This is a genomic window from Mesorhizobium sp. 1M-11 (assembly GCF_001303895.1).
GTDB lineage: Bacteria > Pseudomonadota > Alphaproteobacteria > Rhizobiales > Rhizobiaceae > Mesorhizobium.
Window position 1 is genome coordinate 19722 of sequence record NZ_LJSD01000009.1, and the last position, 24501, is coordinate 44222.

Genomic DNA, 24501 nt, shown 5'->3' on the forward strand with positions numbered 1-24501 from the left:
GATCTCGGATTCGCTGCCGCTAACATGTCCACAATGCGAAATCCGCATGTTGACATAAAGATGTCTTTATGTGATTAGTTTCAGGGACGTCGTTCCTGGAATGAAGAGTGTCGCAATATGTCTTCGGTCGATGAACTCTTCGGCCCGTTGTCGTCGCGTCCCGACGGCTCGGAAATCCTCACCGCCCTCAAGGCTGCTGCGCGGGAGCGCATCCTTGTGCTCGACGGCGCGATGGGCACGCAGATCCAGGGACTCGGTTTCGGCGAGGATCATTTCCGCGGCGACCGCTTCGGCGGCTGCGCTTGCCATCAGCAGGGCAACAACGACCTGTTGATCCTTTCCCAGCCGAAGGCCATCGAAGATATCCACTACGCCTATGCCAAGGCCGGCGCCGACATCATCGAGACCAACACCTTCTCCTCCACCTCGATCGCGCAGGCCGATTACGGCATGGAGGACATGGTCTACGACCTCAACCGCGACGGTGCACGGCTGGTGCGGCGCGCGATCCGCAGGGCGGAACAAGAAGACGGCAGGCGCCGTTTCGTCGCCGGCGCGCTTGGGCCGACCAACCGCACCGCGTCGATCTCGCCGGACGTCAACAATCCCGGCTATCGCGCCGTCAGCTTCGACGATCTGCGCCTTGCCTATGGCGAGCAGTTGCGCGGGCTGATCGACGGTGGCGCCGACATCATCCTGATCGAGACTATCTTCGACACCCTCAACGCCAAGGCGGCGATCTTCGCCTGCGAGGAGATCTATGCGGAGAAGGGCGTCCGGCTGCCGATCATGATCTCCGGCACGATCACGGACCTTTCCGGCCGCACGCTTTCCGGCCAGACGCCAACTGCTTTCTGGCATTCCATCCGGCATGCCCAGCCCTTCACCATCGGCCTGAACTGCGCGCTGGGTGCGGCCGCGATGCGCCCGCATCTGGCCGAACTGTCGTCCATCGCGGACACATTCACCTGCGCCTATCCGAATGCCGGCCTGCCGAATGCTTTCGGCCAGTATGACGAAAGCCCGGACTTCATGGCCGGCCAGGTCGAAGAGTTCGCGCGCGAAGGGCTGGTCAATGTGGTCGGCGGCTGCTGCGGCTCGACGCCGGAGCATATCGCGGCGATCGCCGAGGCGGTTTCCCGGCACGAGCCGCGCAGCCTGCCGAAACGCTCGCCGCTGATGCGCCTCTCCGGCCTGGAGCCGTTTACGCTCACCAAGGACATTCCCTTCGTCAATGTCGGCGAACGCACCAATGTCACCGGTTCGGCCAAGTTCCGGAAGCTGATCACCGCCGGCGACTACGCGGCTGCCCTCGACGTCGCCCGCGACCAGGTCGCCAACGGCGCGCAGATCATCGACATCAACATGGACGAAGGCCTTATCGATTCGCAGAAGGCGATGGTCGAGTATCTCAGCCTGATCGCCGCTGAACCCGATATCGCGCGCGTGCCCGTGATGATCGATTCCTCGAAATGGGACGTCATTGAGGCCGGCCTGAAATGCGTGCAGGGCAAACCGATCGTCAATTCGATCTCGATGAAGGAAGGCGAAGCGGCCTTCCTGCATCACGCCAGGCTGTGCCGCATGTATGGCGCAGCCGTGGTGGTGATGGCCTTCGACGAAGTCGGCCAGGCGGACACCCAAACCCGCAAGGTCGAGATCTGCACAAGAGCCTACAAGCTGCTCACCGAGCAGGCCGGCTTCGCGCCGGAAGACATCATCTTCGATCCGAACGTCTTTGCGATCGCCACCGGCATCGAGGAGCATGACAATTACGGCGTCGACTTCATTGAGGCGACCGGGGAGATCGTCAAGACACTGCCGCATGTCCACATCTCCGGCGGCGTCTCGAACCTTTCCTTCTCGTTCCGCGGCAACGAGCCGGTGCGGGAGGCCATGCATGCCGTGTTCCTATACCACGCCATCCAGCGCGGCATGGACATGGGCATCGTCAATGCCGGGCAGCTGGCCGTCTATGAATCGATCGATCCGGAGCTGCGCGAGGCCTGCGAGGATGTCGTGCTCAACCGCCAGCCCAAGACGGGCGGCACCGCGACCGAACGCATGCTCGAGATCGCCGAACGCTTCAAAGGCCACGGCGGCATGGAAGCCAGGGAGAAGGATCTCGCCTGGCGCGAATGGCCTGTCGAAAAACGGCTTGAACATGCGCTCGTCAACGGCATCACCGAATTCATCGTCGAGGACACCGAAGCCGCCCGCCAGGTGGCGGAGCGGCCGCTGCATGTGATCGAGGGGCCGCTGATGGCCGGCATGAATGTCGTCGGCGACCTGTTCGGCGCCGGCAAGATGTTCCTGCCGCAGGTGGTGAAATCGGCACGGGTCATGAAGCAGGCCGTGGCGGTGCTGCTGCCCTACATGGAAGCGGAGAAGGCGGCCAATGGCGGCGGCGAACGCCAAAGCGCCGGCAAGATCCTGATGGCCACCGTCAAGGGCGACGTCCACGACATCGGCAAGAACATCGTCGGCGTCGTGCTCGCCTGCAACAATTACGAGATCATCGATCTCGGCGTGATGGTGCCGGCGACCAAGATCCTGGAAACGGCGCGCAATGAAAAGGTCGATGTGATCGGACTTTCCGGTCTCATCACCCCTTCGCTCGACGAGATGGTGCATGTGGCCTCGGAGATGGAGCGCGAGGGTTTCGACATCCCCCTGCTGATCGGCGGCGCCACGACCAGCCGTGTCCACACCGCGGTCAAGGTCCATCCGCGTTACCAACAGGGGCAGGCTGTCTACGTGACCGATGCCAGCCGCGCTGTCGGTGTCGTCTCCAGCCTGCTGTCGCCTGACATGAAGGCGGGTTATGTCGACACGATCCAGGCCGAATATCGCAAGGTGACCGAAGCGCATGAGCGCTCGGAGCGCGAAAAACAGCGACTGCCGCTGGCGAAGGCGCGCGCCAATGCGCACCGGATCGATTGGGCCGACTACCAGCCACCGAAGCCGTCTTTCCTGGGAACCAGGGTATTCGAAAACTGGGACCTGGCCGAACTCGCCCGCTATATCGACTGGACGCCCTTTTTCCAGACCTGGGAGCTGAAGGGGCGCTATCCCAAGATCCTCGAAGACGAAAAGCAGGGCGCAGCGGCGCGGCAGCTGTTCGACGACGCGCAGGCGATGCTGAAGAAGATCATCGACGAAAAGTGGTTCGCACCGAAAGCCGTCATCGGCTTCTGGCCCGCCAATACGATAGGCGACGACATCCGGCTGTTTGCGAACGAGGCCAGGGACAAGGATCTTGCCACCTTCTTCACGTTGCGCCAGCAACTGACCAAACGGGACGGCAAGCCGAATGTCGCGCTTTCCGATTTCGTAGCCCCCCTGGACAGCGGCAAGCCTGATTACATCGGCGGTTTCGTCGTCACGGCCGGCATCGAGGAAATCGCCATCGCCGAGCGTTTCGAGCGTGCCAATGACGACTACAATTCAATCCTCGTGAAAGCCTTGTCGGATCGTTTCGCGGAAGCCTTCGCCGAGCGCATGCACGAAAAGGTGCGCAAGGAGTACTGGGGTTATGCCGCCGACGAGAACCTCGCGCCCGACGATCTGATCGGCGAGCCCTATCGCGGTATCCGCCCTGCCCCCGGCTATCCAGCCCAGCCCGATCACACAGAAAAGGTGACCTTGTTCAACCTCCTGGAGGCGGAGGAGCGGATTGGCGTGCGCCTGACCGAGAGCATGGCGATGTGGCCCGGCTCGTCGGTTTCCGGCCTCTACCTCGCGCAGCCCGAAAGCTACTATTTCGGCGTCGCGAAGGTCGAACGCGATCAGGTCGGGGACTACGCAACGCGCAAGGGCATGGCCGTGGCGGATGTCGAGCGCTGGCTCGGACCGATCCTCAACTACGTGCCGTCGTCTCTTGCCGAAGCCGCCGAATGACCGAACCCACGACACACGCGCCCTCGCTCACTGGAGTCGTTCCGATCCTGGGGGTCCGCGATCTTCAACGCGCCTTGGAATTCTATCGGTCCGTGCTCGGCTTCGAGGTCTCATGGACTTTTGGCACCCCTGTCACACTGGCGGCTGTCTGCAGAGACAAGGTCGAGTTCAATCTGTCCGAGACCGGCGACGCGTTCCAGCGCAGCCGGGCCTATGTCTATGTCGACAATGTCGATGCCTACTACGATCGCATTGCTGCTGCGGGCGCACGCGTCCTGTTTCCTCTCGAAGACCGCGCCTACGGAATGCGCGACTGCAGGATCGCTGATCCGGACGGCAACGAGATTTCCTTCGGCTCGATTTCGATCGGCCCGGATGCGGCCTGATTGAACGTCGCTTTTACGAGTGTCGCATCAGCAAGGTCTCCGGAGAAGTGGAGATGAACCACAATGGCGCCTCCTCGATCAGGAGGTCGACCAGGGGTTCATCCTTGCCTACTGTTCGAAGTCGCTCACGGCTCTGGAGATCGAGGCATGAGATTGGTGCGAAAACCCTTCAGCCATGACGGTGAACGCCCCTGCCAAGCAGGAAGGTCAGATAGACCCCACCCAGCAGCGAGGCGAACAATCCGACAGGAAGCTGATAGGGAAAGACGATCATCCGTGACAGCCAGTCGGAGATCACCATCAAAAGTGTGCCGAGGATGATGGCGCCGGCCAGTTGTGCCCGGGCACGATCGAGCCCAATCATACGGGCGAGATGCGGCGCGATCAGCCCGACAAAGCTGAGCGGGCCGACGAACTGCGAAGCGAGAGCGCTGGCGAGCGCGGCGATAAGGATCAGCGTGTTGCGCACCGGGCGGACAGGAAGCCCTAGGGCAAGCGCCGTGCTCGGACCGAAGGACAGGATCTCCAGCCAGCGGGCGGCGAGCAGCAGCGGCACGGTGATCACGACAAGGCCGATCACGGCGATCGACGCCTCCAGGCCGGTCGCCTGGATCGTGGAGCCGGTGAGCCAGCCCAGCAGCCTGTAGGATTGCGCATTTCCCAGGGAGATGACCGCGGCAAGGATCGCGCTGCACAGCGCGTTCATGGCAATGCCGGCGAACAGAAGACGTTCGGGACCGAGATTGCCGCGTGCGCCGATCGCCAGGATCACGATGAGCGCAAGCAGGGCCCCGAGGCTCGACCCAGCCAGTTGCCAGCCCAGCCCGGCGATTCCCGCCAAAAGCAGAACGGCCGCCAGACCAGCGCCGGCACCGGCGCCGATGCCCAGCACTTCCGGGCTCGCCAGGGGATTGGACGTCACGCGCTGGATGACCACGCCGGCAGCCGCAAGCATGCCGCCACAGGCCGCGGCAACGACAACGCGCGGCAAACGCCATGCTACCAGATCGGCCAGCAGGTCACCGGAGGCAAACGACCATCCGTCCAATCCTTGGCCGAGCGACAGGGCAACGACCGAGGCAAGGATACCCAACAGGCCGAGCAGGGCGATCCGCCGCCACGGGTGTGCGGCGCGGCGTGGTGCGCTCCTGCTCTCCTGAAGCGAGGGCCATTCGAACAGGCGCAGACGCGGCAGCAGCCACAACAGGAGCGGACCGCCCAGCAATGCGGTCGCGGCCCCCGTGGGCACCCGCTCGCCGCCTTCCCCGGCGACAAGCTGCACCAGCCCGTCCGTCAACCACAGCAGCACCGCACCGATCAAGGGAGCAGCAATCAGCTTCTGCTTCAACGAACGGGCTCCGGACAGCGTCGCCAGCACGGGAGCAGCGAGGCCGACAAAGCCGATGATGCCCACCTCGGCCACGACCGTGGTCGCCAGCCACACGGCGAGTGCGATCAGCAGGAAACGGCTCGCGTTCAACGAGAGACCGAGACCGCGCGCCGAAACGTCATCCAGGCCGAGGATGGCGAGAGGCCGCAGAAGCACGATGGCGGCACAGAAACCGATCGCAAGCCGCCAGCCGATCGCGATGGCAGAATCCCAGCCCTGCTGGACGAGAGAACCGCCGCCCCAGATGAACAGCGAAAACAGATAGTCGCCATTGGCCAGGATCAGGGCGGCACCGGCGGCATTGGCGGTCAGCGCCACCATCATGCCGGCGAGCACGACAGAGACAGGCTCCAGGCCGCGACGCCAGGTCAGGGCAAGGATCAGTGCGACGGCGGCCGTACCGCCTGCGAAGGCTACCCCGGCGGAGGAATGCTCAACCAGAGCCGGCGCGTAGAGCGTTGCCAAAGCCAGCGCCAGCTGCGCGCCGGCGGAAATGCCCAGGGTCGAGGGTTCGGCCAGCGGATTGCGCAATATGCGCTGCAAAAGCAGGCCCGAAAGTCCGAGCGCGGCACCGGCAAGCAGGGCAACCGCCGCTCTCGGCAACAGGCCGTAGACCAGGATGACGCGGTCGATATCCAGCGTTTGGCCGGGGTGTGTTGCCGACCATTGCTGTCCCACTCTCTGGCCAAAAAGCAGGGCGGCCAGCAGCGCCATGGCACCCCAGAAAAGCATGGGCAAGGGAAGGCGCCTAGTCATGCGCGGCTTTCGCGGCGACCGCTTCGGCGAGCAGGCGCGCGAAACGGCGCGCGGACGGCAACCCGCCGAAGTGATTGACCGGCTCGAGCACCGCGACACGCCCCTCGCGCACGGCGGGCAAGGCGTTCCACAGCGCATTGTCGGGCAGGCCGCGACTGACCTCCGCCGGCAATGGTCCGATGACGATGATCGAGGCTTCGGGCACGCGGGCGAGCGCTTCGATGCCGACGGGTGCTGCCGCGCTGTAGCTGGTGTCGTCGCGCCACGCGTTGGCGATACCCAGCCGGGTCAGCATATCGCCCGGCATGGAGTCCGCACCGAAAGCGCGAAAATGGCGAGCATCGCCAAGGCTGATCAGGAAGGCGGGCCGTGATGCGAAGGAACGCAGGGCCGTGCGCAGCTGCTGCAACTCGGCAGCCGTGTCGGCGACATAGTGTTCAGCCTCACCGCTCAGCCCGACGCGCTCGCCCAAGGCCAGCATCGACGACAACGCCAGCGGGTAAGGCGATTTGCCGGCTTCATAGATCGGCAATGTGAGGACCGGGCCAATCCGCTCCAGCGAGGGAAGCTGATATTCGTAGAAGCCGGAAATCAGGATCAGATCGGGGGCGACGCTGCGAAGGAGCTCATAGTTCGGCGAGCCCCTGAGGCCAAGATCGACGACGCTGGCGGGAACAGCCGGCTCCACCGCGATGCGCGCGAACTGCCTGAGTTCCGTCGCAGCAAGCGGCACCGCGCCGATCGCCAGGGCTGTTTCGAGCACGCCCCAGTCGATGATGGCGAGGCGCTGCGGACCGGCGGACACGAGCGCAGGCAGGAAGGCCGAGGCGGCGATGCCGAGGAACGCGCGCCGATCGAGACGGCGCAAGGTCCGATCCGCCGAGCCTTGCGCCGGCCGGCCATAGCTCGAAGGCTTAAAGGACATAGCTGATCGGCGCACCGGTTTGCGGATGCCTGGTAATGCCCATGGCCAGGCCATAGATGCTGTCCAGAACGGCGGGGTCGAGGATCCGATCGGGAGTACCGCGCGCGACGATCCTGCCTTGGCGCAGCGCGATCAATTCGTCGCAGAAGGATGCAGCCATGTTGATGTCGTGCAGCACGGCGATCACGGCGATGCCCCGCTCGCGGCTGAGCTGCCTGACCAGCGCCAGGATCTCGACCTGATGCGCGAGATCGAGCGCGGAGGTCGGCTCGTCGAGAAGCAGGCAACGCGCATCCTGCGCGAGCATCATCGCAAGCCAGGCGCGCTGCCTCTCTCCACCCGACAGGCTGTCGACCATGCGGTCGGCGAGCGCCGTCAGCGACGTCTGCTTCAGCGCCCGGGTCACCTTGTCCTCGTCGTCGGCGCTGAAACGGCCGAGCGCGCCGTGCCAGGGAAAGCGGCCGAGGCTCGCCAGTTCGCGCACGTTCATGCCTTCGGCGGGTGGCGTGAATTGCGGCATATAGGCAACGCTGCGGGCGAAGTCGCGCGTACCGAAGGTTTCGAGCGGCCTGCCTGAAAACCGGATCGAGCCTTGGGCGGGATCCTGCTGCCGCGCCAGGAGCTTCAGCAATGTGCTCTTGCCAGAACCGTTCGGGCCGACCAGACCGTAGAAACGGCCAGGCGCCAGCGTCATGGTGAGTGGGGACAGGATGGTGCGCCCGCCGGCCGCGAAAGAGGCGGCGTCGATGTCATAGAGATGCAGGTCCGGGTTCTTTGCTGCATCCATAAAGTCGGTCCTCAAACATCACGAGATAGCGGCTGCTACCAGGTGGCATAGGCCTTCAGCTTGAAGGCGCGCCCCTCGCCGTAGCTGCAGGTCAGCGCGGTCTGGCAGCTTGCGACATAGGCCTTGTCGAACACGTTGGTCACGTTGAGATCGACACCCCAATTGTCCTTCTCATAACCAAGCTTGAGATCGACAAGGGTCGCTCCCGGAACCTTCAGCGTGTTCTGGTTGTCGGCCCAGGACGAGCCGACATAACGCAGACCGCCGCCGACCGAAATACCGTCATACCAGTCGCCACGGAAGGTGTAATCGGCCTTTGCCGATGCCATCACCTCCGGCACGATGAAGGGTCGCTTGCCGACAATCGTCGGATCCTCGTCCCTGGTGATCTCGATATTGTAGGCCGTGAACGCGCCGGTGACCTTGAAATCGTCGGTGACGTTGACCTTCCCTTCCAGCTCGACGCCGCGCGATCGCACCTCGCCGGTCTGGACATAAGTAAAGGGCGTGAGGTTGGACTGCACGTTGCGCCGGGTGAGGTCGAACACCGAGAGCGTGATGAGGCCATCGACGAAGGTCGGCGCATATTTGACACCGACCTCGTACTGGACGCCGTCTTCCGGTTCGAACAGCTCGCCCGCGGCATTGGTGCCGATGATGGGATTGAAGAAAGTGGCGACGCTGGCATAGGGCGTCACGCCGTTGTCGAATTCATAGGCGAGGCCCGCGCGTCCCGAGAACGAGCCATCGCTGCGTTTCTGGGTGGTGTCCTGTGTCGGCGCGTAGAAGTTCGGCCGATCGTGCGCGCTCAGCCAGCCGCGATCGTAGCGGCCGTTCAGGGTGGCGATCCAGCCGCCACCGAAACGCAACTGGTCCTGGACATAGAGGCCGAGCTGCTGCTGGCTCAGATCCTGATCGAGGTAGCTGACGCGCGGCGTCAGCGCCGCCCCATAGACGGGATTGAACGCGTCGATGGGCGGCGTCGTGCCGAACAGCGCCGACGACTGCACCTGGTCGATGTTGAAATATTTGTAGTCGATGCCCGCCAGAAGCCTGTGTTCGATGCCGCCGGTGTCGAACTTGCCCTCGACCTGGTTGTCGAACAGGAAGGAAGTGACATCCGTGTCATGGCCGAAATTGATCCGGTCGAGCGTGGTCGGCCCTGACCATCCATTGGGATAGACACTGACCTCCTTGACGTTGGCCGCGTTGAAGCGGGCGTTGGAACGGATCGTCCAGTCGCTGTCGAAGGTGTGTTCGAACTCGTAGCCCAGGGCGCCCTGCTCGCGCCTGTAGAGATCGACATCCGGCTCCATGTAGTTCGCATCGCGCGGGATGCGCCCGTAGTTGATCCCGCCGACGATACGGTCGACGACGGTACCCTCATAGGGCAGGAAACTGCCACCATTGTGGTTTTCATCAATATGACTGTAGTTCGCCAGGATGGTCAGGCTGGTCTGTTCGTCCGGCTTCCAGGTCACGCTTGGCGAAATGAAGCCGCGCCAACCATCTTGGAGATCGGAATAGGTGTTGCCGCCGGCAATCTTGCCGAGCACCCGGTAGCTGACGGCATTGTTCGAAACGCCGCCGAGATCGACGCCGAGATAAGCGTTGCCGGCATCGTTGATGCCGGTCTCGACATAGCGCCGCGTTTCGAAATCAGGACGTTTGCTGACATAGTTGATGACGCCGCCCGGGTTGGAGCCACCGTAAAGCACCGATGCCGGACCTTTCAGCACCTCGATGCGCTCCAGGCCGAATTGGTCGACGTAGAACCCGCCGAAGCCGTGGCTGAAGAGCTGCAGGCCATCCATGTAGGTTCCGGTCGCCGTGGCCTGGAAACCGCGGATGAACATCCAGTTGGTGTCGCTGTCGGGCCCGAAGGGCTGGGTAAACACGCCGGCGGTATAGCGCAGCGCCTCGTCTGCCTTCTGCGCGCCCTGCTCGTCGATCTCCTCGCGGCCGATGACGGACACCGACTGGGGGATCTCCTTGATATCGGTGGCTGTCTTGGAACCGGTCGTGGTGGCCTTGGCCACGACGCCCTTCACCTTGCCGGTGGCGGCCGCGCGGTCGCCTGTCTGCTCGCCGCCCTCGCCCTGGATGACGATCCTGTCCAGCACGGTGGATTGCTGAGCGTGAGCGGAGCCCAGCGCAGCGACGATCGCGACGCCTGAAACCCCAAGCAACCTGAACGGAACACTTGCCATGCAACATCCCCGAGCCACTTGGCCTTTCGCATCCGAAAGGCCGTTCAATAAGTTGAGCTATTAACTCATCTTATTTGACAGTGGCTTGGACCTTCTTGCTGTGAATTGTCGGTTCTTGACTGAAAACGCCGGTCCCGCATCGAAGCCGGTCATCGATCCACGGCATTGCGGCGCCACTCGGCCGGCGTCAGCCCCACCACGGCCTTGAACACGCGCGTGAAATGCGCCTGGTCGGAAAAACCGGCTGCGAGCGCAACCTCGCTCAGGGTCAAAGTCTCTCGGCGCAGTTTCTCCTGCACCTTGCGGATCCGGGCCCTCATCTGCCAACGATGTGGCGGCAACCCGGTCGAGGCTTTGAACGCGTGGCTGAGATGGGTCTCCGACAAATCGACCAGCTCGGCCAGCTCTCCAAGCCGGATCGGCCTGAAGCAGTTGGCTTCCATGAATTCGGTCACCAGACGCAGCTGGCCGCGCGAAAGGCGGGACTTGCGTTGTCTCTGCTCGTGCCGGATGTCGAAAAGCAGTGCCAGCAGCGCATTGACCAACCCAGACCCATACAGGCCATGCATTGCGACAGGGTTCGTGCATTCATCGGCGATGGCGCGGGCCAGCATTGCGATCTTGGCATCGCGGAACTGGAAACGCGGCACCGACAGGCGCGCCTGATCCACGGTTCGCCCAAAACGCCGCGTCACGGCTGCCTCCGAAAAATGCAGATCGAGGTGCTGGATCCGCTTCAGCCTCTCGCCGTGGCCGCTGACAGGCATGCCTGCCGGCACGTAGCTCATGGTTTCGGCAGCGTCGTGCCGACCGGCGGTTCCCGCACCCTTTTGGTCCAGCACGAAGACCCCGCCCGGGTTGAGATCGAGCATCACGAACAGGCGCGGGTCCGGCGAGACATAGTCGCCCTGTGCGTCCTGGGCACATTGGGCGCGCCAGACATCGGCGACCACGTCGTCCCACGCGCGCCATTTGAGGTTGTCGACCACGGCAAAGCCGTGGACCATGGCATGCATCTTCGGGCGGAAGTTCAAACCTGCCCCCATCCTTTGGTCACTTCGTCAGGGATGAGATCATTGAAGATTCATGAGTACAACACTCATGTTTTCACAGCAAGCCCTTCGGCTCACTGCGAGGTCCGATCGATCGGATCCAGGCCAGGCAACCACGATCTCGCGTCCGATCATCGATTATCCCAAGCAGTTCAGGGCGGTGCGCCCGTCACTGCTCATATCGCGACAAGACCTCGTCGTTCGGCGTGAACCCCGCTCCCGGCCGCATCGACAGCGCAATCCTGCCATCCGGGTCGACAGCGAACTCCTCCGCGAAGGCGGGGCCGGAAGGCGTCTCGAAATCGTCGTCGTAATATTCGGCGTAAATCCCGTTCGGGATCGCACCGACCAGCGGCAGATGCACATGCTGCGGACCATGCGCGGCAATGTCGAGGCCCTGGGCCTGGGCAAGGGCTGCGACCTTCATGAATTCGGTGATGCCGCCCATCCAACGCGCGTCCGGCTGGATGATGGAGACCGCATCCGTCGCCATCAGGTCTCGGAAACCTGCGATGCGGTATTCCTGCTCGCCAGCGGCCAAAGGGATCGATGTGCGGCGGCCGATCCTGGCAAAACCTGCATAGTCCTCGGGCCCGACGGGCTCCTCGAACCAGGCGATGTCGCAAGCTTCCACCCTTTTGGCAAACTGTACCGCCTCGTGGGAACGGTAGGCGCAGTTGGCATCCAGCATCAGCCGGATATCGTAGCCGACGGCGGACCGTACAGCCTCGACGCGCTTCGCATCATCGATCTGCGACAGCCGGCCCACCTTCATCTTGACGGCCCTGGCGCCTTTCTTGACGTAGCCGACCATCTCCTTCTGGAGATCCTTCAGGCTCTTGTCATGTCCGTAGTAGCCGCCGGCGATATAGATCGGCACGCGATCCCTGAAGCCGCCGACAAGACGATGCAGCGGCAGGCCGGCGAGCTTTGCCTTGATGTCCCAGAGCGCCATGTCGATCGGCGACAAGGCGGCCGTCTCGAAACCGCGTCGGCCATACATCTTGGTGTCCGACAGCTTGCTCGAAATCAGTTCGGTCATTGTCGGATCCATGCCGACAATGAGCGAGCAGAATTCGTCCCGCAACTGCCGTTCGCCGGGCGAAGCGCTGCCGACGCCAATTCCGACCGGTCCTCCGTCGGTCCTGATCGTCACCAGACACATGGAAATGTCGGTCCAGGTGTGCATGCCGTTGCTCACCGGCGCCTTGCGCGGCCATCGATAATATGTGGCGTCAGCAGCGATTATCTTCATGGCAAGTTTCCGTTCGACATCCCCTAGTGCTCCGCGTTCGATCCGTCGCCGTTGCGGTGCATGGCGATCTCGATGGCCTGCATCGGGAAGTCGCGGCGTGCGGCGACGGAGAGGCCGGTGCCGAGCCCGGGTCCCTGGGGCAAGGCGACGTAGCCGTTTTCCAAAGTGGGAATGTTCGTGACCAGCGCGCTGCCGACAAGCTGCGTCGAGGCGATCCCATCGAGGTAGAGCGAGGTCGGATATTCGCAGATCAGGAGGTTTGGGATCGCGGCGCTCAAATGCAGGCTGGCGAGCGTGGCGACGGGGGAGAATGTGTTGTGGGGAACCAGGCTTATGTCGAAGGCCTGCGCGAGAGCGGCGAGGCGCATCGCCCCGGTGAAGCCGCCACAAAGACCAATCGACGGCCGTAGATAGGCGGCACCGCGCGACAGGCAAAGCTGCTTGAAATCGTCAAGGCTGTAGATGCGTTCGCCCGTCGCAATGGGAATTGGCAGGCTTGCCTGCACACGCGCCATAGCATCGGTCGAATCCGGCCTTATCGGATCTTCGTAGAAAAGCGGATAGACCTTGCGGATGCCGTGGCCGACGGCAATCGCCTGCGCCGGGTTGAGACGGCGATGCAGATCGAAGCAGAGATCGACATCAGGCCCGACGGCTGCCCTGATCTCGAAGGCGAGTTTGATCGCATCGTCCATCGAACGCGCGAAATTGCACGACAGGGTGGCGCCGGCGCCGTCGAGGAAAGGATTGATGTGGCCGATCGCGGTATAGCCGCTATCGGCCAGGTCCGTGCAGGATCGGATGAGGCTTTCGGCCGTTTCGCCGCGCGCCTGCCCGTAGACCCGGATCCTTTCTCGCACAGGGCCGCCGAGCAGGTCGTAGACAGGCCTTTCCAGGCGTTTGCCCTTCAGGTCCCACAGGGCGATGTCGATCGCCGAGATGGCAGCCATGGTGACGGCGCCGTCATAGTTTCCGAAACGATGCAGCGTGTCCCAATGGCGGGCGATCTGGTCGGCGTCCCTACCGACTAGGTAGCGCGCGAACTTTTCGATCGTGGCTGCTGTCGCTTCAAAATGTGCCCAGGCTCCGGCCTCGCCAAGACCGACGAGGCCATCCTGCGTTTCAATTTCCACCAGCAGGTATTTGTCGATCAGCAAGGGCTCGACGCGACTAATCGTGGACGTGGGCATAGCTACCTTTTCATCTGATGGGACGGACGTTCTGTCGCGCCGTCTTTCTGTTCGCGGAGCCGAGAGCAGAGCTCCGCCATTCATCGGCGCTCCGGCGCCGATGCGATCCTGATCCCGGCGTCCGTGACGCCGACGCGGCCGCCTTTGTCAGGCGTGTGCGAAATAATGGAAATTCCAGTCGTTGCCGTTCGGCATGATGGCTGGCGCGATGCGGCTGGAATATCCGTAGCTGATGGCTTCGTTGGTCAGCCAGATGAACGCGGCCGAGTCATCCATGAGCTTTTGCATCTGCCGGACCTGAGCATAGCGCGCCTCGGGGTCCATGTTGGTGGAACTTGCCTTGTGCAGGGCGTCGAACTCGGGGCTGGACCAGCGCTGCCAGTTCCACTGTCCGATCTGTTCGCTCTGGAAGAAGCGGGTGTTGAAATTGGGATCGACATGGGCGTTGAAGCGCAGAATGAACAGTTCCAGCGTTTTGCCGCCATCGCCTTTCCCGGCCGACCAGTAGGTGGCGCTTTCGCGCTGGTCGACTTTCAACTGGACGCCGATCTCCTGCAGTTGGGCCTGCGCAACCAGCGCCATGTTCTGGAAAGCCGGTTCGTTGAGGATGGTGATGGTGAGGGCCAGATTTGACTGTCCGGCTTCGGCCAGCAGCTTCCTGGCCTTCTCGACATCGCGTTGATAGACAGGAGCGTCGGGCCAGTTGCCGTCGACGCTTTCGGGCAACATCGCGTTGAGGCGTTTTGCAAGGCCCTCGTAACCTGCCTCGACGATCTGATCGACATCGACCCCGTAGCGAAGAGCCTGCCGCACTTTGAGGTCGGCGAGCGCGCCGTGCTCGACATTCATGCCGAGCCAGACGAAGCGCTGGCCGGGCATCGTGGACACTTTCACATTCGGCAGTTTCGCGAGTTCAGGATCGGCCCCGATCGGCAGTTCGGTAAAGTCGATCTCGCCGGAGCGCAGTGCGAGTTCGGCCGTCTTGGCGTTGGCAATCAACTGCGCGACGCATTGCTTGAAGTCCGGGTGGCGCCGGCTGTAGTCGGGGTTTTCCTCCAGCACGACACGCTGCCCCGGCTCGAACGACGCCACCCTGTAGGGGCCGGAACCGACAGGCTGCTGGCGATATTTCACGCCGCGCTCTTCGACGGCCTTGCGCGAAACGATGCAACCGGATCCACCGGCCAGGGCGACCTTCCAGAGAGCCGGCGAGGGCTCCGACAGGATAAGGCGGCCTGAATATTTGTCGTCGACCCTGACCTCGACCAGGCTTTCCCAATCGTCCTTGTAGGCCGAGATCTTTCCGTCGGCATCGGGCTGGCCGTAGCGCTCGAAACTGAATTTGACGTCCTCGGCCGTCATCTCCCCATAACCATCGGTGAACATCTGGCCGGGTTTCAGCTTGAAACGGATTTCCTTTGGCGAAACCTGCTCGATGCTCTCGGCCGCGTCGAGCTCCCATTCGTAGATGTTCGGCTTGAAGGAGATCAATTTCTGGAAGATCGAGCGAATGACGTTCCCGTCGACCTGGCCGGTGCGGGAGACGGGATCGAGCGCTTCCGCACTCTTGGAGACACGCACGACAAGGCTGGTCCTTCCTTGCGCGGTTGTCGGTCGCGCACCGGCCATCAGCAGAGCTGCGGCCGCGGCCGACGCTGAAAGCAGGCTTCTTCTGGTGAGGACAGGATGATGGGTCACGAGCTTGCCTCCCTGGCGAAAGTTGACGTCGAAGCTTGATCGAATTGCAGTGAATAGGGGTAATGACAGCGAACCCTGCGGCCGCCATCCAGCGGCTGGAGCTCAGGCATCTTGTCTCGGCATTGCGCCTTCGCCACCGGACAGCGCGTGTGAAAGCGGCAGCCCGACGGCGGATTGACGGGGCTGGGGATTTCGCCCTGCAGGACGATCGGGCGCGCCCCGCGTTCGGCGGCGTTCGAGGCATCGACCGACAGCAGTGCCGTCGAATAGGGATGGGCGGGCCTTCGAAAAAGCGCTTCGGTGTCGCTCTCTTCGACGACCTGTCCGAGATACATGACGATCACGCGGCTGGTGACGCGGCGGATGACGCGAAGGTCGTGGCTGATCAAAAGCCAGGTCAGCGACAGTTCTTGCTGGATGTCGATCAGAAGATTGAGAAGTCCGCCCTGAACCGAAACGTCGAGGCCGGCGGTCGGCTCGTCAGCCACGAGGATGCGCGGCTTCAGCAAAAGAGCGCGCAGGATCGCCAGGCGGCGCGCCTGGCCGCCCGAGATTTCGTGGGGATAGCGATCGAGGATTGCGGGCGAAAGGCCGAGACGGCCGAGCAGGGTCTCGATCCAGTCCCAGGCCTCTTCCAGTGGCAGTGCATGGATCTTGATCGCTTCTGCCAACAGATCCCGGATACGCATGCGCGGAGACAAGGAGGCGAGCGCATCCTGCATGACGAGTTGAACGGTGCGACGGAATCCGGACGGATCGGCTTTCAGGTGATCCGGAATAGAACGGTCGAGTATCCGGACCTCTCCCCCCGTCGCGGCACGCAGACCGACGAGCAGCCGGCAAAGCGTCGACTTGCCGGATCCGGATTCCCCGACCAGGCCGACCCGCTCTCCCGCCTCGATGGCAAAGGAGACGCCGTCCAGGCCGCGCACACGGCCGTAGCGGACCGACACATCGCTCAGAGAGACGGCGCTCACGCGATCTCCTCCAGCCGATGGCAGGCCGCCTTGCGATCCTTGCCATAGTCTCGCAGCGCCGGCCGCGTTTGCCGGCATGTATCGACCGTGTTCGCGCAGCGTGGGGCAAAGATGCAGCCCGCCACGGGGATGACCGGGTCCGGCACCTCACCGGGAATGAAGGCCAAGGGCTGATCCGCCTCGGCCTCGTCGATCATGCAGGCAAGCAGTGCGCGCGTATAAGGATGGGCCGGGCTGCGCATGATCGCAGCCGAAGTGCCGACCTCCACGACCGTGCCCCCGTACATGACGCAAATGCGCTCGCACAATTGCGCGACGAGGCCCAGATGATGCGAGATGAAAAGGATGGAGCCGGACAACCTTGTCCGCAGCTCCTTCAGCAGGGTGATGATCTGTGCCTCGATCGTGGCATCGAGCGCGGTGGTCGGCTCATCGGCGATGAGAAGATCGGGCTCGGCGAGCAATGCCATGGCGATCATCACGCGTTGACGCATGCCTCCCGACAGATTGGACGGATAGCTCTTGAGCCGCAGCCTCGCATCGGCAATGCCCACAGCCGCGATGGCCGCCTCGGCGCGCTTGACCGCTTCAGCATGGGAAAGGCCGGGCCAGCGTCTCAGCACCACATCGACGAGATGCCGCTCGATCGAGAACAGCGGGTTCAGGGCGGTCATCGGATCCTGGAAGATCATCGCCAGGCGCGTGCCGCGCAGCGCCTGCTTTTCCCTTTCACCCAGCGCCAGCAGATCGGTGTCGCCAAGCAGGATCTGCCCGCTGATATGGGTGATGTTGGCCGGCAGCAGCCCGATCAATGCACTGGCGAGGCTGGATTTTCCCGACCCCGACTCGCCCACGACACCGACAATGCCGTCGCTCGGTATATCGAGATCGATGTTCTTGAGGATATGCGCCTCGCCACGAGGCGTCGTCGCCCTGAGGTCAAGATCGCGTATGGCGAGAAGCGGTCCATCCACCGGCATCATCCACGGCTCGATAAAGTGGCAGGTTGACGTTGGGCGCCACTTCGCCTGGGGGCAGACCTGACAAAAAAACAGCGCGCCGGCAAATGGAGAAACACCATACCCGCTATGGGGATTCACCATGACCGGATGCGGCATGTGGGTGATATCGTGTCTGAAAAAAGCGTTCCAGGGAAACGCCCGAGGAGGAGACAAGTGGCAGGCTCTTTTGTTCTGCGTCGCGTCGCAACGGCGGTGTTGTCGATCGTCAGCGCCATGACGCTGTTGTTCTGCCTTACCGCTTTTATCCCGGGCGATCCGGCGTCCGTGCTGCTCGGCCCACAGGCCAGCGCCGAATTCTCGCGCCAGTTCATCACCGAGATGGGTCTGGACAAGCCCTTGTATGAGCGTGTGCTCTTCTTCTTCGCCAATGTTGCGACGGGCAATCTCGGCGTGGACGTCATCACGGGCCGCCCCGTCAGCACGATCGTGCTGGATGTCTTGCCAAACACGATTGCCCTCGCCCTGGCATCGGTCCTGATTGCCGTCACGGTGGGATTGCCGCTTGGCATATTCGCCGCGACGCACAGAGGTTCCCGCTCGGATGCAGTCCTTGCCGTCGCCTCGATCGTGTTCGTTTCGATGCCGAGCTTCATACTGGGGATTGTCTTCCTGGTGGTTTTCTCCGTCTGGCTCGACTGGCTGCCCATCCTGGGGACCGGGACCGGTTGGCTCGACCAGCTGCAAAGGTTGATCCTTCCCGCCTTTGTGCTGTCCCTGGGCTATATCGGACTGCTCGCCAGGCTTCTGCGCACCTCTCTGATCGAGGTTCTCGGCGAAAACTACATCAGGACATCGCGCGCCTTCGGTATTTCGAACTGGCGCATCACCTACACCTATGCGCTGCGCAACGCGCTTTTGCCGACGCTGGCGACCCTCGGCATCATTGTCGGCCGCCTGCTCGGCGGCGCCGTGCTGATCGAGATCCTCTTCGCGCGCAAGGGTCTGGGAAGCACGCTTTACGATGCCATCGTCAGCCGCAACTTTCCTGTCATCCAGGGCGTGGTCTTCGTGGTCGTAGTCATCTTCGTGCTCGTGCAGCTTGCGGTGGAATTGAGCTATTCGCTCGTCGACCCCCGCATCCGCGCCGGCAGGCAGGAGCGCTAGGCGATGGTGCACGATACCGAACCGACCGCAATCGTCGCGGCGCGAAGCATGCCTCCGCGTCCCCGTCTCCACGAAACCGCGAACGCTCGTGGTCTGACAGTCGCCGGAAGCGTCGCGGGGGTGCTTCGGCAGATCGCTTCCAGGCCAGGCGGGTTCATCGGCCTGACCATTGTCACGCTCATCCTCTTTTGTGCGGCACTCGCGCCGCACATCGCGACGCAAGATCCGAACGCACTCGACATCATGCACCGCTTCGCGCCACCTTCGGCCGATCACCTTTTCGGCACGGACCAGCTTGGCCGCGATCTGTTCAGCCGCCAGGTCCATGGCACGCGGGTGGCGATGGGCGTCGCCCTCTCGGCCATCCTGATCGGGCTGTCGCTCGGCATCGTGCTCGGCGTGGCCGGCGCCTATACGACACCGGCCATCGAACGCACGATCACTATCCTGTTCGACGCCGTGTCTTCGTTTCCCAGCATCATACTGGCGCTGGCATTGGTGGCGGTGGTGGGCCCTTCGCTGCCGATGGTGGTGCTGGTCGTCGCACTCACATTGGTTCCGCAATTCGGTCGCGTCACGCTGGCACAGACCCTGTCGGTCATCAACGCGCCCTTCATCGAGGCCGAACAGATCATCGGAGCCTCAAAGCCAAGGATCGTGTTCTTTCACGTCATCCCGAACGTACTGGCGCCCGTCGTCGTTCTTGCGGCAATGGAAATACCGGTGGTCATCGCGCTGGAAGCGAGCCTCTCCTTCCTCGGCCTGGGTATCCAGCCGCCACTCGCGAGCTGGGGCAGCCTGCTGCAGGACGGCTATCAGAACCTCTCCAAAGGATACGCCCCGGCAATCATAGCCTGTCTCGTCCTGGCCATCGCCACGCTCGGCTTTACCCTGTGCGGCGAAGCATTGCGCGACGCCATCGATCCCCGATCCCGTCGCGCATAGACCGCCACATCGAGAGATCTGGCAGGCGCAAGGCGAGGCAGGCGGTTACCATGTTCGCCCTGCCCGCCAGGCCACTGGGTGGCTGGTTGCGTTTGTCGCTGGACCGGTGCATTTTTTGCAATCTCTTCGATGGATCTCGTCGGACGCCAGGCCAAGAAGCACAAACGTCCGGAACGAGTGGACACAAGGTTTGCAAGACGATGTCGGGAAGGCCCTGATGAGGCGCTTGAACATCTCAACCACCATGGTGCGCAGCTTTCTGGAGATTGCCAATGAAGGCAATGTGACCCGTGCTGCCGACCGTCTCAATTCCACGCAGTCGACATTGAGCCATCAGATCCGCAAGCTTGAGAACGAGCTCGGACGCAAGCTTTTCCATCGCAAGAACAACGTCATGGAAAAGACCATCGATGGCGAATTCTTCCACCGTCAGGCAGACAAGATCATCGACACGCTCGACCACATCGATCTCTATTTCCGGCCGAAACGGGACGTGGAGAGCATTTCGATCGGCATTGTCAACGACTGCGTCCGGCCCGGCGTCGTCGATATCCTGAACGCCTTCAACAAGACCTTTCCCGATGTCAGGATCGAGCTGAAGACCGGCTCTTCCGTCAAGCTGACCAGGCAGGTCCAGGAAGGGGAAGTCCAGATGGCGATCGTGCGCGATCTGGCGGCGTCTCCGGTGATCGGCGATGTGCTTTGGTCGGAGCAGCTTCTGTGGGCTGGAGGGCCCGCCTACAAACATGACGACGGCCCGTTGCCGCTGATCTTCTTTCCCGACCCTTGCGTTTATCGGCGTTACGCGTTGGAAGCGCTGCGGGCGCGCAATGTGCCGCACACGCTGATTGCTGAAAGCGCATCCTGGAGCGCCTTCGAAAGATCGCTCCGCGGTGGCATGGGTGTATCCTTGGTAACGCCTGAGGTGTGCAAGGTCTGTGGCGCCGGGCTCGCCGACGAACATCTGCCGCCAGCACCGATTGCACATGCGTGCCTGGTGACGGGCAGGCTGTCGGACTACTCCCCCGCCCGTGATCTGGCAGAGCGCCTGAAGGCGGTCGCCATAAGCTGAGCCTTTCGGCGGCCCGAAAACCTCACGCCGGCTTCGCAACCATTGCGAACGAAACGGAAACGATGCTTCATGCCCCCATGAACATCGCCATCCGTGATTCGATCGAGGACCCCGCCTATCTGTCGAAGCTGAACGACGGCCAGAGGGCGGCGGTCCTGCACGGAGAAGGCGCCGCTTGCGGACCGCTTCTGATCATCGCAGGCGCGGGATCGGGCAAGACGAACACGCTCGCCCACCGCGTCGCGCATCTGATCGTGCGCGGCGCCGATCCCCGGCGCATCCTGCTGATGACGTTCTCCCGCCGGGCCGCGACCGAGATGGCGAAGCGCGTCGAACGTATCGCGGCCGAAGTGATGAAGGAGCGCGCCGCGAGCCTGATGGAAGGGCTGACATGGGCCGGCACGTTCCATTCGATCGGCGCGCGGCTGTTAAGGGACTATGCGCTGGAGATCGGGCTGGAGCCGAGCTTCACGATCCATGATCGCGAGGACTCCGCCGACCTGATGAACCTGGTCCGGCACGAGCTCGGCTTCTCCGCGACAGAGAACCGTTTCCCGACCAAGGCGACATGCCTTTCGATCTATTCGCGTGTCGTCAATTCGCAGGACGCGCTCGAACAGGTCGTCGGCGACTGTTTCCCCTGGTGCGTCGGCTGGACTGAAGAGCTGAAGCGGCTGTTCGGTGCCTATGTCGAGGCAAAGCAGCGGCAGAACATCCTCGATTACGACGACCTGCTGCTTTACTGGGCGCAGATGGCGGCGGAACCGGAAATCGCGGCGCATCTGGCCTCGCGCTTCGACCACATCCTGGTCGACGAATATCAGGACACCAACCGGTTGCAGGCGTCGATCCTGACCGCGATCAAGCCGGACGGAGCCGGCCTGACGGTGGTGGGCGACGATGCCCAGTCCATCTATTCCTTCCGCGCCGCGGAAGTCCGCAACATCCTGGACTTCCCGACCCTGTTCCCCTCGCCCGCCGAAATCGTCACGCTCGATCGCAACTATCGTTCGACCGATGCGATCCTGAACGCCGCGAACGCCGTCATCGGCGAAGCGGCCGAACGCTTCACCAAGAACCTGTGGACCGATCGCTCGTCGCGTGAAAAGCCGGCGATCGTCACCGTTCGCGACGAGGCCGAGCAGGCGAGCTACATCTGCGACGAGGTGCTGAAGGAACGTGAGACCGGAACCCTGCTCAAGCAGCAGGCGGTGCTGTTCCGAGCATCGCATCATTCGGGGCCGCTCGAGGTCGAACTGACCCGGCGCAACATCCCCTTCGTCAAGTTCGGCGGGCTGAAGTTCCTCGACGCGGCCCACGTCAAGGACGTGCTGGCCGTGCTGCGCTTCGTGCAGAACCCGCGCGACCGCATCGCCGGCTTCCGTGTGATGCAGCTTTTGCCAGGCATCGGGCCTGCCGCCGCGACCCAGGCCATCGACAGCATGGAGCAGTCGCTCGACCTGGAGATGGGTCTGGCGCGTTTCGCGCCGCCGGCGCGCGCGGCCAAGGACTGGCCGCAATTCGTCGATCTCTTCTCGGACCTGCGCCGTGGCCCCGCCTGGCCGTCGGAGATGGAGCGGGCCAGGCTCTGGTACGAGCCGCACCTGGAACGCAAGCACGAGGACGCGACGGCGCGTCGGGCGGACCTGCTGCAACTGGAGCAAATCGCTTCGGGCTATCCATCCCGCGAACGCTTCCTGACTGATCTGACGTTGGACCCGCCGAGCGCAACCAGCGATGAGGCGGGGCCGCCGCTCCTCGATGAGGACTATCTGATCCTGTCGACGATCCACTCGGCCAAGGGCCAGGAATGGACCAAAGTATTTCTCCTCAATGCCGTCGACGGCTGCATCCCGATCGATCTGAGCGCCGGCGAACGCAAGGAACTGGAGGAAGAGCGCCGCCTGCTCTATGTCGCGATGACGCGGGCGAAGGATTCGCTGCACCTGATCACGCCGCAGCGTTTCTACACCTCCGGCCAGGCGGCGCGCGGCGACCGGCATGTCTATGCCTCGAAAACGCGCTTCATCCCGGCCCATATCCTGCAGCATTTCCATCTGACGTCGTGGACAAGCCAGGCGCTTCGCGACGAGCAGTCCGCGCGGCCGCGCACCAATGTCGACCTCAAGGGCAAGATGCGGTCGATGTGGAAGTGATCGAGCGATAATCCATTATTGCGCAGGCACCACCCGCCAGACCTTATTGCCGACATCGTCCGCGACAAGAAGAGCACCGCTTTTGTCGATTGCCACGCCGACCGGCCGGCCGCGGGCCTTGTCGTCCTGGTCGAGAAAGCCGGTCAGGATGTCCTTCGGCGGACCGGATGGCTTCCCGCCCATGAACGGCACGAAGATCACCTTGTAGCCACTGCGCGGCACGCGATTCCAGGAACCATGCTGCCCGACAAAAGCACCATTCCTCATCTCGCTCCCGAACCGGTCGCCTGGATTGAAGGTGAGTCCCAACGAGGCGGTGTGGGGGCCGAGCGCATAGTCGGGCTTGAGCGCACGTGCGACAAGATCCGGCTTTTGCGGCTGGATGCGGTCGTCGACATGCTGGCCGTAATAGCTGTAGGGCCAGCCGTAGAAGCCACCGCCCTGGACCGAGGTCATGTAATCCGGAACCAGGTCGCTGCCGATCTCGTCGCGTTCGTTCACCACCACCCAGAGTGCGCCGTTCTCGGGATTCCACGACAGGCCGTTAGGGTTGCGCAGCCCGGAAGCGAACAGGCGCATCCTGCCGGTCGCGAGGTCGATCTCATGCACCGCCGCGCGGCCTTCTTCCTCGTCCATGCCGTTCTCGCCGACATTGGAGTTGGAGCCGACGGTGGCGTAGAGCTTGGTGCCGTCCCGGCTTGCGATGACGTCCTTCGTCCAGTGGTGGTTGCGGCCGGCAGGCAGGTCGACGATCTTTTCCGCCGGCGCGTCGATCCTGGTCGCCCCTTCCTGATAGGGAAAGGCGACGATCGCGTCGGCATTGGCGACATAGAGCTTGCCGTTTAGCAAGGTCATGCCGAAAGGCGACGAGAGGCCTTCCAGGAAGGGCGTTTTCAATTCGGCGATACCATCGCCGTCGGCATCGCGGAGCAAGCTGATGCGATTGGCGCTGTGGGTTTGCGCTCCAGCCTGACTCTGGAAGAGGTCTGTGAAGAAACCGCGAATGCTGAAGCCGGTCTCCGGCTTCGGCGACGCGTTGCTTTCCGCCACCAGCACATCGCCGTTCGGCAGCACGTGCAGCCAGCGCGGATGGTCCAGGCCGCCGGCAAACTCGTTCACTGTCAGCCCTTGCGCGGCCGTCGGCTTGCCGCCGTCAGGCCACGGCATGGCTTCGGCCACATTGACGTTCGGCAGCCATTCGGGGTGCGGCTCGGCAAGCGTCGGGCTCGCGCCATAAGTCTGCTCGATGGGGACCGTGGCCTGGTGGCGTGACGCATAGACGAGCGCGAAACCGCCGCCGGCGATCGCGACGACGAGTATGGCAAGCGTGATGATGAGTTTCTTCACGGTCGACCTCCCAGTTCGGGATCAACGCCGCTCCGCTGTCGAGGTTGCGTTGTCATGCGGCAAGTTCGAGAAGAATGTCGCCAACGCTTCGATGTTCCGGTCGCTCAATCCCCTTGCTGCCTTGGTCATCAGATGGGCGCGATCGCAGCCGCCGCGCTGACCGGTGCGGAACAGATGGAGTTGCGCCTCCAGCGTGCGGCGGCTCGCTTCGAAACGCGCTTTATCCTCAACCATCAGCGCGGCATGTTATCGATGCCTTGGGCAGGGGAATCAGTGTCCCGATGGCGGCCAGCCTGGATGCGGTCGTCGTTTAGCATGCAAAGGATGGA

Annotated in this window: 18 protein-coding genes and 1 pseudogene; 7 read left to right on the plus strand and 12 right to left on the minus strand. The window is 63.0% G+C overall.

The window, feature by feature from the left end; translation table 11 throughout:
* Positions 1-117 precede the first annotated feature (117 nt).
* From metH to AO692_RS33610, 3 genes and pseudogenes are all read left to right on the plus strand, one after another.
* The gene (gene metH / locus AO692_RS03165) at positions 118-3900 is read left to right on the plus strand and encodes a methionine synthase (protein ID WP_054308590.1); all 3783 of its coding nucleotides are present in this window, start codon (positions 118-120) and stop codon (positions 3898-3900) included.
* Entirely contained in the window at positions 3897-4286 is a 390-nt protein-coding gene (locus AO692_RS03170) for a glyoxalase superfamily protein (protein ID WP_054308591.1), read from the plus strand. Before metH ends, AO692_RS03170 begins: the two co-directional genes overlap by 4 nt.
* A 20-nt stretch (positions 4287-4306) precedes the next feature.
* Positions 4307-4437, plus strand: a pseudogene (locus AO692_RS33610) (hybrid-cluster NAD(P)-dependent oxidoreductase); the annotation flags it as partial.
* Between the two features lie 18 nt (positions 4438-4455).
* Here AO692_RS33610 and fhuB read toward each other — a convergent pair.
* The 10 genes from fhuB to AO692_RS03220 all read right to left on the minus strand — a co-directional run bounded on the left by fhuB (position 4456) and on the right by AO692_RS03220 (position 17500).
* A complete protein-coding gene (fhuB, locus tag AO692_RS03175) occupies positions 4456-6432 on the minus strand; it encodes a Fe(3+)-hydroxamate ABC transporter permease FhuB (protein ID WP_054308592.1) in 1977 nt (658 codons plus the stop codon).
* The gene (locus AO692_RS03180; protein WP_244483240.1) at positions 6425-7300 is read right to left on the minus strand and encodes an ABC transporter substrate-binding protein; all 876 of its coding nucleotides are present in this window, start codon (positions 7298-7300) and stop codon (positions 6425-6427) included. Before AO692_RS03180 ends, fhuB begins: the two co-directional genes overlap by 8 nt.
* Before the next feature lie 46 nt (positions 7301-7346).
* Positions 7347-8144, minus strand: a complete 798-nt coding sequence (locus tag AO692_RS03185; protein ID WP_054308594.1) for an ATP-binding cassette domain-containing protein — start codon at positions 8142-8144, stop codon at positions 7347-7349.
* Between the two features lie 35 nt (positions 8145-8179).
* Positions 8180-10354, minus strand: a complete 2175-nt coding sequence (locus AO692_RS03190; RefSeq protein ID WP_054308595.1) for a TonB-dependent siderophore receptor — start codon at positions 10352-10354, stop codon at positions 8180-8182.
* Positions 10355-10503: 149 nt separating this feature from the next.
* The gene (locus AO692_RS03195) at positions 10504-11388 is read right to left on the minus strand and encodes an AraC family transcriptional regulator (RefSeq protein ID WP_244483241.1); all 885 of its coding nucleotides are present in this window, start codon (positions 11386-11388) and stop codon (positions 10504-10506) included.
* A 187-nt stretch (positions 11389-11575) separates the two neighbouring features.
* Complete coding sequence (locus tag AO692_RS03200; protein WP_054308596.1) at positions 11576-12661, minus strand: mandelate racemase/muconate lactonizing enzyme family protein; 1086 nt, start codon at positions 12659-12661, stop codon at positions 11576-11578.
* 23 nt (positions 12662-12684) lie between these two features.
* Positions 12685-13851 (minus strand): mandelate racemase/muconate lactonizing enzyme family protein, encoded by a 1167-nt coding sequence (locus AO692_RS03205; RefSeq protein WP_054308597.1) that lies wholly within the window; start codon positions 13849-13851, stop codon positions 12685-12687.
* A 147-nt stretch (positions 13852-13998) separates the two neighbouring features.
* A complete protein-coding gene (locus AO692_RS03210; protein WP_054308598.1) occupies positions 13999-15549 on the minus strand; it encodes an ABC transporter substrate-binding protein in 1551 nt (516 codons plus the stop codon).
* Positions 15546-16526: an oligopeptide/dipeptide ABC transporter ATP-binding protein gene (locus AO692_RS03215; RefSeq protein ID WP_054308599.1), complete on the minus strand. Its 981-nt coding sequence runs from the start codon at positions 16524-16526 to the stop codon at positions 15546-15548. Before AO692_RS03215 ends, AO692_RS03210 begins: the two co-directional genes overlap by 4 nt.
* Entirely contained in the window at positions 16523-17500 is a 978-nt protein-coding gene (locus tag AO692_RS03220) for an ABC transporter ATP-binding protein (RefSeq protein WP_161808035.1), read from the minus strand. Before AO692_RS03220 ends, AO692_RS03215 begins: the two co-directional genes overlap by 4 nt.
* Before the next feature lie 201 nt (positions 17501-17701).
* On the opposite strand from AO692_RS03220, the gene AO692_RS03225 reads away from it, so the two are divergent.
* The 4 genes from AO692_RS03225 to AO692_RS03240 all read left to right on the plus strand — a co-directional run bounded on the left by AO692_RS03225 (position 17702) and on the right by AO692_RS03240 (position 22825).
* Positions 17702-18652 carry an ABC transporter permease gene (locus AO692_RS03225; RefSeq protein ID WP_054308601.1) on the plus strand — a complete coding sequence of 317 codons (951 nt, stop codon included), beginning with the start codon at positions 17702-17704 and terminating at the stop codon, positions 18650-18652.
* A 120-nt stretch (positions 18653-18772) separates the two neighbouring features.
* A complete protein-coding gene (locus AO692_RS03230) occupies positions 18773-19597 on the plus strand; it encodes an ABC transporter permease (protein ID WP_054308696.1) in 825 nt (274 codons plus the stop codon).
* Between the two features lie 217 nt (positions 19598-19814).
* Positions 19815-20669: a LysR family transcriptional regulator gene (locus AO692_RS03235; protein WP_054308602.1), complete on the plus strand. Its 855-nt coding sequence runs from the start codon at positions 19815-19817 to the stop codon at positions 20667-20669.
* A gap of 62 nt (positions 20670-20731) precedes the next feature.
* Positions 20732-22825, plus strand: coding sequence for an ATP-dependent helicase (locus AO692_RS03240; RefSeq protein ID WP_244483242.1), 2094 nt, complete (start codon positions 20732-20734; stop codon positions 22823-22825).
* A 15-nt stretch (positions 22826-22840) separates the two neighbouring features.
* Here the strand turns inward: AO692_RS03240 and AO692_RS03245 are convergent, their stop codons facing one another.
* Together AO692_RS03245 and AO692_RS03250 are read right to left on the minus strand one after the other, a co-directional pair.
* A complete protein-coding gene (locus AO692_RS03245; RefSeq protein ID WP_054308604.1) occupies positions 22841-24172 on the minus strand; it encodes a sorbosone dehydrogenase family protein in 1332 nt (443 codons plus the stop codon).
* Positions 24173-24193: 21 nt separating this feature from the next.
* Positions 24194-24406: a hypothetical protein gene (locus tag AO692_RS03250; RefSeq protein ID WP_054308605.1), complete on the minus strand. Its 213-nt coding sequence runs from the start codon at positions 24404-24406 to the stop codon at positions 24194-24196.
* Positions 24407-24501: the final 95 nt, after the last annotated feature.

Coding starts and splice junctions, on each gene's coding strand:
- AO692_RS03190 (WP_054308595.1), bottom strand. CDS start 10,354: ATGGCAAGTGTTCCGTTCAGGTTGCTTGGGGTTTCAGGCGTCGCGATC.
- AO692_RS03250 (WP_054308605.1), bottom strand. CDS start 24,406: ATGGTTGAGGATAAAGCGCGTTTCGAAGCGAGCCGCCGCACGCTGGAG.
- AO692_RS03185 (WP_054308594.1), bottom strand. CDS start 8,144: ATGGATGCAGCAAAGAACCCGGACCTGCATCTCTATGACATCGACGCC.
- metH (WP_054308590.1), top strand. CDS start 118: ATGTCTTCGGTCGATGAACTCTTCGGCCCGTTGTCGTCGCGTCCCGAC.
- AO692_RS03235 (WP_054308602.1), top strand. CDS start 19,815: ATGAGGCGCTTGAACATCTCAACCACCATGGTGCGCAGCTTTCTGGAG.
- AO692_RS03240 (WP_244483242.1), top strand. CDS start 20,732: ATGCTTCATGCCCCCATGAACATCGCCATCCGTGATTCGATCGAGGAC.
- AO692_RS03200 (WP_054308596.1), bottom strand. CDS start 12,661: ATGAAGATAATCGCTGCTGACGCCACATATTATCGATGGCCGCGCAAG.
- fhuB (WP_054308592.1), bottom strand. CDS start 6,432: ATGACTAGGCGCCTTCCCTTGCCCATGCTTTTCTGGGGTGCCATGGCG.
- AO692_RS03205 (WP_054308597.1), bottom strand. CDS start 13,851: ATGCCCACGTCCACGATTAGTCGCGTCGAGCCCTTGCTGATCGACAAA.
- AO692_RS03170 (WP_054308591.1), top strand. CDS start 3,897: ATGACCGAACCCACGACACACGCGCCCTCGCTCACTGGAGTCGTTCCG.